General features: G+C 72.1%; 11 protein-coding genes. 7 read left to right on the top strand and 4 right to left on the bottom strand.

Annotated elements, in window-relative coordinates:
- Both AQJ64_RS37800 and AQJ64_RS37795 read left to right on the top strand, forming a co-directional pair.
- Positions 1–756 carry a dienelactone hydrolase family protein gene (locus AQJ64_RS37800; RefSeq protein WP_055633306.1) on the top strand — a complete coding sequence of 252 codons (756 nt, stop codon included), beginning with the start codon at positions 1–3 and terminating at the stop codon, positions 754–756.
- A gap of 156 nt (positions 757–912) precedes the next feature.
- Positions 913–2,097 carry a glycoside hydrolase family 64 protein gene (locus tag AQJ64_RS37795; RefSeq protein ID WP_055633307.1) on the top strand — a complete coding sequence of 395 codons (1,185 nt, stop codon included), beginning with the start codon at positions 913–915 and terminating at the stop codon, positions 2,095–2,097.
- 61 nt (positions 2,098–2,158) lie between these two features.
- On the opposite strand, the gene AQJ64_RS37790 is transcribed toward AQJ64_RS37795, so the two are convergent.
- Positions 2,159–4,558 carry a M4 family metallopeptidase gene (locus AQJ64_RS37790; protein WP_059203369.1) on the bottom strand — a complete coding sequence of 800 codons (2,400 nt, stop codon included), beginning with the start codon at positions 4,556–4,558 and terminating at the stop codon, positions 2,159–2,161.
- Positions 4,559–4,920: 362 nt separating this feature from the next.
- Between AQJ64_RS37790 and AQJ64_RS37785 the strand changes: the two genes are divergently transcribed.
- On the top strand, positions 4,921–5,733 hold the full coding sequence (locus AQJ64_RS37785; protein ID WP_055632636.1) for an MHYT domain-containing protein: 813 nt from the start codon (positions 4,921–4,923) through the stop codon (positions 5,731–5,733).
- Here the strand turns inward: AQJ64_RS37785 and AQJ64_RS51405 are convergent.
- Positions 5,708–5,932 (bottom strand): hypothetical protein, encoded by a 225-nt coding sequence (locus AQJ64_RS51405; protein WP_055632637.1) that lies wholly within the window; start codon positions 5,930–5,932, stop codon positions 5,708–5,710. The genes AQJ64_RS37785 and AQJ64_RS51405 overlap by 26 nt on opposite strands.
- A gap of 162 nt (positions 5,933–6,094) precedes the next feature.
- Between AQJ64_RS51405 and AQJ64_RS37775 the strand changes: the two genes are divergently transcribed.
- From AQJ64_RS37775 to AQJ64_RS37765, 3 genes are all read left to right on the top strand, one after another.
- The gene (locus AQJ64_RS37775; protein ID WP_055632638.1) at positions 6,095–7,624 is read left to right on the top strand and encodes a metallophosphoesterase family protein; all 1,530 of its coding nucleotides are present in this window, start codon (positions 6,095–6,097) and stop codon (positions 7,622–7,624) included.
- Between the two features lie 67 nt (positions 7,625–7,691).
- Positions 7,692–8,726, top strand: coding sequence for an LLM class flavin-dependent oxidoreductase (locus tag AQJ64_RS37770; protein ID WP_055632643.1), 1,035 nt, complete (start codon positions 7,692–7,694; stop codon positions 8,724–8,726).
- A 5-nt stretch (positions 8,727–8,731) separates the two neighbouring features.
- Positions 8,732–9,265 (top strand): hypothetical protein, encoded by a 534-nt coding sequence (locus AQJ64_RS37765; RefSeq protein ID WP_157880866.1) that lies wholly within the window; start codon positions 8,732–8,734, stop codon positions 9,263–9,265.
- A 3-nt stretch (positions 9,266–9,268) separates the two neighbouring features.
- Here the strand turns inward: AQJ64_RS37765 and AQJ64_RS37760 are convergent, their stop codons facing one another.
- Positions 9,269–10,237 (bottom strand): TauD/TfdA dioxygenase family protein, encoded by a 969-nt coding sequence (locus AQJ64_RS37760; protein WP_055632644.1) that lies wholly within the window; start codon positions 10,235–10,237, stop codon positions 9,269–9,271.
- 152 nt (positions 10,238–10,389) lie between these two features.
- Here AQJ64_RS37760 and AQJ64_RS37755 point away from each other — a divergent pair, with 152 nt between their 5' ends.
- The gene (locus AQJ64_RS37755) at positions 10,390–11,220 is read left to right on the top strand and encodes an aldo/keto reductase (protein WP_055632640.1); all 831 of its coding nucleotides are present in this window, start codon (positions 10,390–10,392) and stop codon (positions 11,218–11,220) included.
- A gap of 65 nt (positions 11,221–11,285) precedes the next feature.
- On the opposite strand, the gene AQJ64_RS37750 is transcribed toward AQJ64_RS37755, so the two are convergent.
- Positions 11,286–13,625, bottom strand: coding sequence for a SpoIIE family protein phosphatase (locus tag AQJ64_RS37750; protein ID WP_055632645.1), 2,340 nt, complete (start codon positions 13,623–13,625; stop codon positions 11,286–11,288).
- Between the last annotated feature and the right edge of the window lie 17 nt (positions 13,626–13,642).

Genomic DNA, 13,642 nt, shown 5'->3' with positions numbered 1-13,642 from the left:
ATGACCTCCGTAGAGGGAACAGCCGTGGACATCCCCACCGAGGACGGCGTCGCGGACGCCTACCTCGCCCATCCCGGCGACGGGACGCCCCGGCCGGGCGTGCTGCTGTACCAGGACGCGTTCGGACTGCGCCCGCATCTGAAGGCGATGGCCGACCGGCTCGCCTCGCACGGCTACACGGTCCTGGTGCCGAACGTGTTCTACCGTCACGGGCGCGCCCCGGTGGTGGAGATGCCGGAGTTCATCGACCCCGCCGCGCGGCCGGAGATCTTCGGCAGCCTGATGCCCCTCATGCAGTCCCTGACGAACGACCTCACGGAGCGGGACGCCGACGCGTATCTGCGCTGGCTGGAGGAGAGCCCGCTGGTCGCGGACGGCCCGGTCGCGCTCACCGGGTACTGCATGGGCGCCCGGCTCTCCCTGCTGACCGCCGGCACGCACCCCGAGCGGGTCGCGGCGGCGGCGGGCTTCCACGGCGGACGGCTCGCCACCGACGCCCCGGACAGCCCGCACCTGGGGGCCGGGCGGATCACCGCCGAGCTCTACTTCGGGCACGCCGACAACGACCACTCCCTGCCGCCCGAGCAGATCCAGCGGCTGGAGGACGCCCTGACCGCGGCCGGTGTACGGCACACCTGCGAGGTCTACGAGGGCGCGCAGCACGGCTACACCCAGGCCGACACCGCGTCGTACGACGAGGAGGCGGCGGAGCGGCACTGGGCGGCGCTGCTGGACCTGCTGAAGCGGACCTTCTGACGGCGGGGCGCCCGGGGGCCGCACGCCTCCCGGGCGCCTCTCTTCACCCCCACCCGACCCGATCCGTTGACATGAGCACACCCCGGTGCGACGGTGAGAGCGCTCTCAGAAGAGGTCTGGACCAACCCCACAGGTCTCCCCGCACGGAGGTGGAGAGTGCTCACCAGGATCACCACGGCACTGCTGGGGGCGGTCGCGCTCGTCGGCGCGCTGCTCACCCTGGGACCACCGGCCGGGGCCGCCGTCCCCGACACGATCCCGCTCACGATCACCAACAACTCGGGCCGCGGCGAGGCCCTCTACGTCTACAACCTGGGCACCCTCCTGACGACCGGTCAGCAGGGCTGGGCGGACGCGAACGGCGCCTTCCACGCCTGGCCCGCCGGAGGCAACCCGCCCACCCCGGCGCCGGACGCCTCGATCCCCGGCCCGGCGGCCGGGCGGTCGACCACCGTACGGATCCCGAAGTTCTCCGGCCGGATCTACTTCTCGTACGGCCAGAAGCTCATGTTCGGGCTGACCGCCGGCGGACTGGTGCAACCGGCCGTGCAGAACCCGGGCGACGCCAACCGGAACATCCTGTTCAACTGGTCCGAGTACACGCTCAACGACTCCGGGCTCTGGCTGAACAGCACCCAGGTCGACATGTTCTCCGCGCCGTACGCGGTCGGTGTGCAGCGCGCCGACGGCAGCACCGTCAGCACCGGGCATCTCAAGGCGGGCGGCTACAGCGGGGTCTTCACCGCCCTGCGCGGTCAGCCCGGCGGCTGGGCGAACCTGATCCAGAGCCGCTCCGACGGCACGGTCCTGCGCGCTCTCTCACCGCTGTACGGGGTGGAGACCGGGGCCCTTCCGTCGACCGTCCTGGACGACTACGTCAACCGTGTCTGGCAGAAGTACACGACCACGACACTGACGGTGACACCGTTCGCCGACCAGCCCGGCACCACGTACCGCGGCCGGGTCTCGGGCGGGGTGCTGAACTTCACCGACGCGTCCGGCGCGGTGGTCGCCGGCTTCCAGAAGCCGGACGCGGCCAGTGTCTTCGGCTGCCACAAGCTGCTGGACGCCCCCAACGACGCCGTGCGCGGGCCGATCTCCCGCACCCTGTGCGCGGGATTCAACCGGTCGACGCTCCTGGTCGACCCCAGTCAGCCGGACACCACCACGGCGAACTTCTACCAGGACGCGGTGACCAACCACTACGCCCGCGCGATCCACGCCCGGATGGCCGACGGGAAGGCGTACGCGTTCGCCTTCGACGACGTGGGACAGCAGGAGTCCCTCGTCCACGACGGCTCCCCGCGCCAGGCGTATCTGACGCTGGATCCGCTCAGCTGAACGCGACGACGTCCCGCACGCGGGGGAGCCTGCGTGCGGGACGTCGGTCAGGTGGTGCGGATCAGCCGGTCGTCACGGCGGTGTCGTCGATGACGAAGCTGGTCTGGAGCGAGGAGTCCTCGACGCCGGTGAACTTCAGCGCCACCGTCGAGCCCGCGTAGGAGCCGAGGCTGAAGGACTTCTGGACGTACCCGGAGGCCGCGTTGAGGTTCGAGTACGTGGCCAGGGTGGTCGAACCGGCGGTGACCGTCAGCTTGTCGTACTGGGTGCTGGTGGTGGTCTCGGCCGTGTCGATGTGGAGGTAGAAGGTGAACGTGGTGTTGGTGCAGCCGCTCGGGATCGTCACCGACTGGGACAGCGTGTCGGTGTGGGTCGAGCCGTAGCCGTCGAGCCACGCCTTGTAGGAGCCGGTACGGGCCGCCTGGCTGCTCGAGTTGGTGATGACACCGCTGGACGCCGTCCAGGTGGTGTTGCCGGACTCGAAGCCGTTGTTGCCCAGCAGCTGGGCCGAGGTGCAGGAGCCGCTGCCCGAGGAGCTGACCGTCCAGGTGAAGGACGCGGTGCCGGTGGCGCCGGTGGAGTCGGTCACCGTGACGGTGGTGCTGTAGGAGCCGGCCGTGGTCGGCGTACCCGAGATCAGACCGGTCGAGCTGATCGACAGGCCGGTGGGCAGACCGCTCGCGGCGTAGGTCAGCGTGCCGCTGTTGGTGCTGCTGGCCGAGATCTGCAGGCTCACCGCGGTACCGACGGTGGTGGACTGGCTGCCGGGGTTGGTGACCGTGACGCCGGTCGACGGGACCGTGATGTGGCTGCCGACGTTGATACCGGCGAAGGCGTTGCCGACCCCCGCGTACTGGGTGGAGCTGGAGCCGTAGAGCGCCGTGGCGGCGTTCAGGGCGGCGGTGCGGGCGCCCGCGTAGTTGGTGCTGGACGTCATGTACGTCGTCAGCGCCTTGTACCAGATCTGGAGCGCCGCGGCCCGGCCGATACCGGCGACGGCGACGCCGTCGGAGGTCGGGCTGTTGTAGGTGACGCCGTTGATCGTCTTGCTGCCGCTGCCCTCGGACAGCAGGTAGAACATGTGGTTCGCCGGACCCGAGGAGTAGTGGACGTCGAGGTTGCCGACGCCGGAGTACCAGCTGTCGGCGGAGCTGCCGTCCTTGTCGGGCTCGTCCATGTAGCGCAGCGGGGTGCCGTCGCCGTTGATGTCGATCTTCTCGCCGATGAGGTAGTCACCGACGTCGGTGGAGTTCGCCGCGTAGAACTCGACACCCGTGCCGAAGATGTCCGAGGTGGCCTCGTTCAGACCACCCGGCTCGCCGGAGTAGTTCAGGCCCGCGGTGTTGGAGGTGACACCGTGGCTCATCTCGTGGCCGGCCACGTCCAGCGAGGTCAGCGCGTGCGTGCCGCCGGAGCCGTCGCCGTAGGTCATGCAGAAGCAGTCGTCGTCCCAGAAGGCGTTGACGTACGACGAGCTGTAGTGCACGCGGGAGTAGGCGGCGACGCCGTCGTTCTTGATGCCGCTGCGCCCGAAGGTGTTCTTGTAGAAGTCCCAGGTGACCTGGGCGCCGAAGTGGGCGTCGACACCGGCGGTCTGGGTGTTGGAGCCGGAGCCGGTGCCCCAGGTGTCGTCGGTGTCGGTCATCAGGGTGCCGGTGCCCGACGTGGCGTTGTTGAGGTTGTACGTCTTGTGGCCGCCGCGGGTGGTGTCGTACAGCTGGTACGTCGACCCGGACAGCGTGGTGCCGATGGTGACGGTGCCGCTGTACTGGCTGTTGCCGGTACCGGTCTTGATGTCCTGGAACTCGGAGAGCTTCGCCCCGGTCAGCGCGTCGGTGATGACGTGCAGCCGGCTCGGCGTGCCGTCGTCCTGGAAACCGCTGACCACCGTCTCCCAGGCGAGCTTCGGCGTGCCCTCGCCGGCCCAGATCACCTTGCGGGCGCTCTGCGTGGCGGGGTCCGTCGCGTCGAGCGCCGCGGCCCGCTTCAGGGCCTTGGTCTCGGCGGAGGCCTTGCTGTACGTCGCCTTGGTCGACTTGACCGAGATGGCGCGGCGGTTGTTGTTGAAGGTCGTGCTCACGGTGCCGGCGGCCAGCGAGGCCGGGGGCGTGTGCACGACGAAGTCACCGCCGAGGACGGGCAGTCCGGCATAGGTGCGCTCGTAGCGCGTGTGCACGGTGCCGTCGTTGTCCTTGACGACGTCCTTGACGATGAGCTTCGTCTGGGCGGGCAGGCCCAGGGACTCCGTCGTCTGCTCCGTCTTCGCCTGGGCGCCCTTGATGAGCGCGGAGCGCTGGGCGGGCGTGACGTCGGCGGCGAGGCCGCCGCTGCGCAGGGGGGTGGGGTGGGGGGCTGCGGGCTTCGCGGCTGCCGGGACCGACTGGACGCCGAGGGCCAGAAGGGCGGCGGTGGAGAGCAGGGCCGCTCCGACCGCGGTCCGCTTGCGGGGGTTGGGTCTCACTCGTTCTCCTACTGCGGCGGCCGCGGGGTACGGCCGGTGACAGACCGGGCAGACGGGTGTGCTGTCCGGGACGAGCTGAGTTGTGCGGGACCGTGCAACTGCGTGGGGGTGACGTGCCGCTGGTTGCGGTAGTTGGGAGGGAGAATGGCAGGCTTGACGGTTACATGTCAGCCCGACCCGGGTGCTTCGAGGGTTATCCCTCGGTGCCGGGCCCGACGCGCACCGTCACCCCCCGGCGCGTCTGTGAGCGGACTGTGCGTTCCCTGTCCACTCGCGCGACACGCGGGAACCGCTTGCCCTCACCCCACTCTTACACGTAGACAATCCTCCACGAACATCTGCGACTCTGGGGGCAGTTGGCGATGGAAGGCACGATTGACGGCTTCCGGTACGGGATCGTGACACCGGTGGCGGCCTATCTGATGGCGTGCCTGGGAGGGGCCCTGGGGCTGCGCTGCATCGTGCGGTCGCTGATGGACAAGGACTCCTTCAGGGCGGGCTGGCTGGCGCTGGGAGCCACGTCGATCGGCTGCGGCATCTGGACGATGCACTTCATCGCGATGATCGGCTTCCGGGTGAAGGAGACCCGGATCGGCTACGACGTCCGGCTGACCCTGCTCAGTCTCGCGGTCGCGATCGGTGTGGTCGGTGTCGGCGTGTTCCTCGTCGGCCGCCGGGACGCGGGCCGCCGCGCGCTGCCCCTCGCGGGCGCCGTCACCGGTCTCGGGGTCGCCGCGATGCACTACCTGGGCATGGGGGCGATGCGGCTCAACGGCGCCCTCGTGTACGACCCGCTCCTGGTCGCCCTCTCGGTGCTGATCGCGGTCGTCGCGGCCACCGCCGCGCTGTGGGCGGCCGTCACGGTCCGCGGCTTCCTGACGAGCCTCGGCGCCAGCCTGGTGATGGGCCTCGCCGTGTCCGGGATGCACTACACGGCGATGGCCGCGGTCGGCGTCCATGTGCACGGCACGACGTCGTCCTGGGCCGGCGACTCCCCCACCTCGCTGCTGCTGCCGATGCTGATCGGACCGGTGATGTTCCTGCTCCTCGCGGGTGTGGTGGTGATGTTCGACCCGCTGCTGGTGCTCGGTGACGGCGAGTGGAACCGGCCCGCCCCGAACGAGCGGGCCGAGACCCCGAAGCGGCAGGTCAGCCGGTCGTGGAGCGGTGGGTGAGCGGTGCGCGCAGGCCGCACGGGACTGGACGGACTCCCGTACGGCACCCCGGGCGCGCGACCACCACCGGGTTCCGCAGGGGCAGGGGGCCGTCGGCGTCCCGGTCGGAGAAGTCGCCGTTCCACGGCAGCCCCGCGATGCCCAGCGCCGCTGCCGGGGTGCCCTGTCGCGGGCGGATCCAGCGCTTCTTCCCCAGCACCTCCCGCTCCGTCGCCCCGATGATGATCTCCCTGGGCGCTGCGCGGCGGGGTGGGCGCGAGGTCGACGTCGAACTGCGGTCCCCGGTGCAGCACTTGACGCACGGCGCCGGGTTCCGCCCCGGAGGGGAACCCGGAGCAGCCCGATTGCTACGGTGCACCCCGTGTCTGACTCCTCACGTGATACCGCCGCGGGCGCCGGCTGGGGCGAGGCGGAACCCGGCGCCTACCGCGAGCTGATGCCCGGCCGGGCCGAGAAGATCTCCTGGCTCGATCCACGGATGCTGTGGGCCGCCCGCAACGGGGTGCTGGCCTCCTGGTTCGGGGACCCCACGGGCCGCACCCGGGACCGGTGGGTGGCCCAGCGTGCGGCGGCCGGGGCGCCCGCCGACAAGGTGATCCGGCGCTCCGACCCGGACCGCTTCTCGTTCATGGTCATCGGCGACACGGGCGAGGGCGACGACTCCCAGTACGCCGTCGTACCGGGCTTTCTGAAGGTGAGTCAGGGCACCGCCTTCACCGTCCTCGCCAGCGACGTCATCTACCCGGTCGGCAGCGCGGACGACTACGGCAGCAAGTTCTTCCGCCCGTACCGGGACTACCGCGCGCCCGTCTACGCGATACCGGGGAACCACGACTGGTACGAGGATCTCGGCGGGTTCATGCGCGTCTTCTGCGACGACGCCCCGCCGCTGCCCGCCGAGCCCGCGCCGCGCCCGCTCACCGGTGCCTGGCTGCGCTCCCTGCTGTGGCACCGGCCGCGCCCGCACGACGGCCGGCACCTCGACGAGGCACGGAAGTCGCGGTCGGCGGCGGACCAACAGGCCGTGCAGCCGGGGCCGTACTGGGCGATCGACGCCGGGCCGGTGCGGATCATCGGCATAGACACCGGTCTGCTGGGCACCCTGGACGCCGCGCAGGGCGCGTGGCTGCGCGAGGTGTCCCGGGGGCCCCGGCCGAAGATACTCGTCACCGGCTCGCCGCTGTACGTCGACGGAGAGCACCACCCGTGCCCCATCGAGGGCGGCGGGACGGTGGACGACATCGTGCGCGCGCCGGAGCACCGCTATGTGGCCGCGATAGGCGGCGACATCCACAACTACCAGCGCTATCCAGTGCCGTTGGCGGACGGCCGCACCCTGCAGTACGTCGTGTCGGGCGGCGGCGGGGCCTTCATGCACGCCACGCACACCATCCCCCGGGTCTCGATCGCCGGGGTCCGCGAGCGGGACTTCCGCTGCTATCCGCTGCGCGGCGACTCCCTCGCCTTCTACAGCAGGCTCTACGGCCGCCGGCTGCGGCTGCGGCGCCTCTTCGCCCTCAGTGAGGCCGAGGCCCAGGCGGTCGTCGCCGAACGGCTCGGATTCCCGGCCACCCGCACCCCGGGGCCGGAGGTCCGTGTCACCCGCCGGATCCGGCTGATCGCCGGTCTGCTGGGCACCGGCGGCCGTCCGGAACGCCGGCGGCGCCTCCGCCTCCCGGTGCGCAAGATCTACACGCAGCTGTTCTCGCCGAGTTCCGCGACGTACAGCCCGCCCTTCTTCAAGAGCTTCCTGCGCCTGGACGTCACCCCGGAGTCGATCCGCCTGCGCTGCCACGCGGCCACCGGCCACCGCGCCCAGGAACTGAACCCCCCGGTCGAGGACGAGGTGGTCATCCCGCTGGTCCGACCGGGGGCCACCGCCGCACTCTGATCACACGCCCGCAATGTTCGCCTGCCACAATCGGGGCAGCACCGCCGTACGACAGCTGGAGGATCCCGTGCCACCCACCTCACGCCCGTTGCGCAAGCTGGGATTCCTCACCATCGGGCTGTTCGACGGGGACGACCCGCGCCAGGGACACGAGACCACGCTGGAGATCATCGAGCTGGGCGAGCGGCTCGGCTTCGACAGCGCGTGGGTACGCCACCGCCATCTGCAGTACGGCATCTCCTCCCCCGTCGCCGTCCTGGCGGCCGCCTCGCAGCGCACCCGCCGCATCGAACTCGGCACCGCGGTGATCCCGCTGGGCTGGGAGAACCCGCTGCGGCTGGCCGAGGACCTGGCGACGGTCGACGTCCTGTCGGGCGGCCGGCTGAACCCGGGGGTGAGCGTCGGCCCGCCGATGCACTACGACCAGGTCAAGGACGCCCTGTACCCGGACACGGCCGACGCCGAGGAGTTCGGCTACGAGCGGGTGCGGCGGCTGCTGGACCTGGTGCGGGGCAAGTCCGCGAGCGACTTCAGCGGGGTGGAGGGCTTCGAGGTGTTCTCCGACCGGGTGCAGCCGCACTCCCCCGGCCTCGGGCGGCGCCTGTGGTACGGCGGCGGCAGCGTGAGCTCGGCCGCGTGGGCCGGGGAGCACGGCATGAACTTCCTCACGAGCAGCGTCGTCAAGGCCGAAGGCCCGGACGACACACGGGACTTCGCAGAGATCCAGCTCTCCCATGTGCGCGCCTTCCGTGCCGCGCACCCCGACGGCGAGGCCGCCCGCGTCTCGCAGGGGCTCGTGGTCATCCCCACCGACTCCGCCTCGCCCGAACAGCGCGCCAAGTACGAGGAGTTCGCCGCGAAGCGGCTGCCCCGCACCCGGTCCCCGCAGGGTCCGGCGCGGCTGCTGTTCGCACCGGACCTGGTCGGCACCTCCGAGGAGATCGCCGAGCGGCTGCACGCGCACGCCGCGTTCCGCGAGGTCGACGAGGTCGCCTTCGCGCTGCCCTTCACCTTCGAGCACGAGGACTACGTGCAGATCCTCACCGACACGGCGACGAAGCTGGGCCCGGCGCTCGGGTGGCGGCCGGCGGTGGCCGGCTGACCGCCGTGGGGGACCCGGAACGGGACGGGTGGCGTCTCGGGCCCGGGCGTCGGCCGTTCTTCGCCCTCTGCGAGGAGACCGACGTACCGGGCACCGGCCACGGGCTGTCGAAGGGCGCGTCCCTGTGCGGGATTCCCGGCGACCGGCTCACGGTGTACCGCGGCCCGTTCGACCCGACCCGGGACACGGCCTGCCCGGGCTGCCGGGCGCAGGTGCTCGGAGATCCCGAACCCACGCTCCAGGATCTCCTGCGCCACCGGGTCCGGGGCGCGGTGCCGGGACCCCTGCGTGCGGAACTGCTGGCGGCCCTGAAGCAGGGAGCGCAGGTCGGGCTCTGGGTCAGCGGGCGGGCGGCGGAGCTGGTACGGCGGCACGCGCGGCGTGAGCGGATCGTCGAGGGCGGCGCACTCGTCGAGGCCGTGGTGGGCGCGGACGGGCCGCTGGGCCTGGCCCGCGTGGTCCACGGCACCCGTGAGTTCCTCGTGTTCCTCCCGCAGGACGGGCGTCCGTTCGTGGCCCGCGCCGAGCCCGGGCCGTGAGCCTCACCAGCGGCCCGGCTCGGTGCCCGTGATGGGCTCCGAGGGCTTGCCGTCCACCCCGACCGGGATGTCGCCGGTGAGCATCACACGGTGCATGGTGCGGGGGAAGCCGAGGTGGGCGTTGTCGCCGGGGGCGAGGTGGATGGTGGCCCGGTTGTCCCAGAGGGCCACGCTGCCGGGCTCCCAGCGGAAGCGGACGGTGTACTCGGGGCGTACCGCCTGTTCCAGCAGCAGGTCGAGGAGGGCGCGGCTCTCGGCCCGGGAGACGTCGGCGATCTGCTCGACGTAGTAGCCGTTGACGTACAGGATCCGCTCCCCGGTCTCCGGGTGGACCCGGACCAGCGGGTGCAGTGCGGCGACCTGGTGGCCGAGCAGATGGCGGACGTAGGCGTCCTCGCCGGGCCGCGGCTGGTAGCCGACGCCGAGGCGGTGCTCGGCCCTGAGCCCGTCCACGAACTCCCTTACGGGCGCGGACAGTCCGGCGTACGCGGCGGCCAGGTTGGACCAGGTGGTGTCACCGCCGTAGGGCGGGACCGTCTCGGCGCGCAGGATCGTGGCGGCCGGCGGGTCGATCCGGGCGCCGTGGTCGCAGTGCCAACCGCGCAGCAGGGTGTGCCGCCGGCGCTGGAGCCATTCGTCGTGCTCCATGCCGAACCTGCCGCCCAGCTCCAGCCGGTCGGCGGTGGTCTCGATCTCCGGGAAGTCCGCCGGCGAGGCGCTCCCGCGTTTGCGCAGGACGACCGGCTCACCGAACCGCCGGGCGAAGGCCACGTGCCCGGCGTGGTCGAGGTGCTGTCCGCGGAAGAACACCACCTTCCAGCGCAGCACGGCCGCCCGGATCGCGGCGACCTGGGCGTCGTCGAGGCCGGCGGCCAGGTCCACGCCCTCGATCTCGGCGCCGATGTGCCCCGCGACCGGTTTCACCTCGACCCCGGCCGCGCCCGTCGCCTGGCCGTCGAAGTCCGTCGTCATGCCCGCTCCGATCGTCGTGAACACCCCTCGCCGAAGATCGTGACAGCGAATCGCCGCCGTGGCGACAGTGCCTGCGACCCGGTCCGGTTGATCGTGCCCTGTTCATCCGTGAGGCTGGAGTGACGCATCCCGTTCCAGGGGAAGGGCAGACGGTGATCGACATCCCGGTGCACACGCTCAACGACGGTACGAAGCTCCCGGCCCTCGGTCTGGGTACCTGGCCGATGGACGACGCGCAGGCGGAGGAGGCGGTGGCCGGTGCGCTCGGGCTGGGCTACCGGCTGATCGACACGGCGACGAACTACCGCAACGAGAGCGGGGTCGGGCGCGGGGTGGCACGAGGCGGAGTCCCGCGCGAGGAACTCGTGGTCACCACCAAGCTCCCGGGCCGCCATCACGGCTACGAGGAGACGCTCGCCTCCTTCGAGGAGTCCCGCCGTCGTCTCGGCCTCGACCACGTCGACCTCTATCTGATCCACTGGCCGCTCCCCCGGGTCGGCAGGTACGTCGACTCGTGGCGGGCGATGATCAAGCTCCGTGCGGAGGGGCTGGTCCGTTCGATCGGCGTCTCGAACTTCACGCCCGAGCACATCGAGCGCCTGGAGAAGGAGACGGGCGTCCTGCCGTCGGTGAACCAGATCGAGCTGCACCCCCTCTTCCCGCAGGACGAGCTGCGGGCCTTCCACGCGGCGAAGGGCATCGTCACCGAGAGCTGGAGCCCGCTGGGGCGGGGCTCGGCCCTGCTCCAGGACCCCGCGGTGGTCCAGGTCTCGGAGGCGCTCGGGGTCACCCCCGCCCAGGTCGTGCTGCGCTGGCACGTCCAGCTCGGCGCGGTCCCCGTCCCGAAGTCCGCCGACCCGGGGCGTCAGGGCGCCAACCTGGACGTCTTCGGCTTCGACCTCGGTCCGGCGCAGATGGGTGTGATCGCGGACCGGGCCCACGAGCGGCTGGGCGGCGATCCGGAGACCCACGAGGAGTTCTGAGCGCCGGGCGGCGGCATCCGGGATCCGGCCTGGCCGGGAATGTTCCGGGCTTCGCCCCGGTGTGATCACTGCGGTTCGAGGCTCTGTTCCGCCCAGATCGTCTTGCCCCGGTCCGTCTGCCGGCTGCCCCAGCGCTGGGTGAGCTGGGCGACCAGCAGCAGACCGCGCCCGCCCTCGTCGAAGGCGTGGGCGCGGCGCAGGTGCGGTGAGGTGGAACTGCCGTCGGAGACCTCGCAGATGAGGCTGCGGTCGCGGATCAGCCGGAGCCGGATCGGGGGTTCGCCGTAGCGGATGGCGTTGGTGACCAGTTCGCTGACGACGAGTTCGGTGACGAAGGCGGTCTCCTCCAGCCCCCAGGCGGCGAGTTGCTCGGTGGCGGCCTGCCGGGCGGCGGCGACCCGGGCGGGGTCGGGCTCCACGTCCCAGGCGGCGACCTGGTCGGTGCCGAGGGCGCGGGTGCGGGCCAGCAGCAGGGCCACGTCGTCGCCGGGCTCCTCCGGCAGGACCGCCTTGAGCACGGAGTCGCACAGGGCGTCGAGGGTGGCGGCCGGTGCGGTGAGGGCGCTGCACAGTTCGCCGGTGGCGCGGTCGACGTCCCGGTCGCGGCCCTCGATCAGGCCGTCGGTGTAGAGGGCGACGACCGCGCCCTCGGGCAGTTCCAGCTCGACCGCCTCGAAGGGCAGCCCGCCGACGCCGAGCGGGGGGCCGGGGGTCATCCGGACCAGTTCAGCGCGGCCGTCGGGCAGCAGCAGGGCCGGCGCGGGATGGCCGGCGGCGGCGAGGGCGAGGCGTCGGCTGACGGGGTCGTAGACGGCGTACAGGCAGGTGGCGCCCAGCTCCGCGACGTCGCCGCCGCCTTCCTGGTAGCCCGCCAGGTGGGTGACGAGGTCGTCGAGGTGGGTGAGCAGCTCGTCGGGCGGCAGGTCCACGTCGGCGAGGGTGCGCACGGCCATGCAGAGCCGGCCCATGGTGGCCGAGGACGCGATGCCGTGCCCGACGACGTCCCCGACGACCAGGGCGACCCGGCTGCCGGAGAGCGGGATCACATCGAACCAGTCGCCGCCGATGCCGGCCGTGGAGCCGCTGGGCAGATAGCGGTGGGCGACCTCGACGGCGGCCTGCCCGGGCAGTCCGCGTGGCAGGAGGCTGTGCTGGAGGGCGAGCGCGGTGGTGCGTTCACGGGCGAAGCGGCGGGCGTTGTCGATACAGACGGCGGCCCGGCTGGCGAGCTCCTCGGCGAAGACGGCGTCGTCGGCCTCGTAGGCCTCGGGGTGGGCGATCCGGATGCCGACCAGGACACCGAGGGTGGTGCCGCGGGCGCGCAGCGGCACCGAGATCATGGAGTGCACGCCGCGCCGGTAGGGGAGCCCCTCGGGGGAGCGCGTGTTGCGCTCGGTGAGCCAGCGCATGAAGTCGGGCTCGCCGGCCTGGCTGCGGATCGCGTGCCCCTCCCGCAGGGCGCGGGCGGGCGGGCTGAACGGCGGATGGCTGTCGGTGTCGCCGAGGCGGACCGCGGCCTCGGGGGTGCCCTCCCGGTGGGAGCCGTGGGCGACCCGGCGCAGCACGATCTCGCCCTCGGGCACGGGCGGCGGCTCGTCGGCGCCGAGGACCCAGTCGAGGAGGTCGACGCTGGCGAAGTCGGCGAAGTGGGGGACGAGGAGTTCGACGACCTCCTCGGCGGTGCGTACGACGTCGAGGGTGGTGCCGATGGAGGCGGCGGCCTCGTTCAGCATGGCGAGGCGACGGCGGGCCCAGTACTGGTCGCTGCTGTCGAAGGCCGCCAGGGCGACCCCGGTGACCTCGCCGGAGGCGTCCCGCACCGGCCACATCTCGGTGGTCCAGGCGTGTTCCCGGTTGAGGGAGGGGGCGCCGGTGTAGCTCTCGTAGCGCAGCGGGCGGCCGGTCTCGGCGACCTGGCGCAGGTGCCAGTTGAAGCCCTTGCTGTGCTCGGCCTCCTCCACGGTGTCCGGGAAATGGCGGCCGAGCAGGGCGTCCTCGGAGACGCCCATCACCTTGCAGGCGACCTCGTTCAGCCGCAGATAGCGCTGCCCCGGGTCGAAGACGGACATCGACATGGACGCCTGCTGGAAGGCGCGCCCGGCGAGGGTGGGTTCCGGGGCGGCGGCGCGTTCCGCGGTGAGGGTCCAGCCCAGGGCCTCCCCTCCGGTGCCGAGCAGGGGGCAGACGGTGACGGCGAGGGTGACGGGGTGCCCGTCGCGGTGGCGTACGACGACCGGCCGGCTCCAGGCCCCGGCGGCGGCCGGGAGGTCCTCGGCGAGCAGTGCGGTCGCCGCCCGCCCCACGGCCTCCTCGGCCGGGTGCCCCGTCAGCAGTCGGGCACCCTCGCTCCAGCCCGTCACGATGCCCCGGGCATCGATGACCGCCGCAGCGACGACATGCTCCATGTCGTCCAGAATGGTCC

Source organism: Streptomyces griseoruber (genome assembly GCF_001514205.1).
In the GTDB taxonomy this organism is placed as follows: domain Bacteria; phylum Actinomycetota; class Actinomycetes; order Streptomycetales; family Streptomycetaceae; genus Streptomyces; species Streptomyces griseoruber.
This window is presented reverse-complemented; position numbering and strand designations above follow the sequence as displayed.

Bases quoted from the DNA above. Each gene is read 5' to 3' on its own strand.
- AQJ64_RS37800 (WP_055633306.1), top strand. From the start codon at position 1: ATGACCTCCGTAGAGGGAACAGCCGTGGACATCCCCACCGAGGACGGC.
- AQJ64_RS37760 (WP_055632644.1), bottom strand. From the start codon at position 10,237: ATGACGACGGACTTCGACGGCCAGGCGACGGGCGCGGCCGGGGTCGAG.
- AQJ64_RS37785 (WP_055632636.1), top strand. From the start codon at position 4,921: ATGGAAGGCACGATTGACGGCTTCCGGTACGGGATCGTGACACCGGTG.
- AQJ64_RS37750 (WP_055632645.1), bottom strand. From the start codon at position 13,625: ATGGAGCATGTCGTCGCTGCGGCGGTCATCGATGCCCGGGGCATCGTG.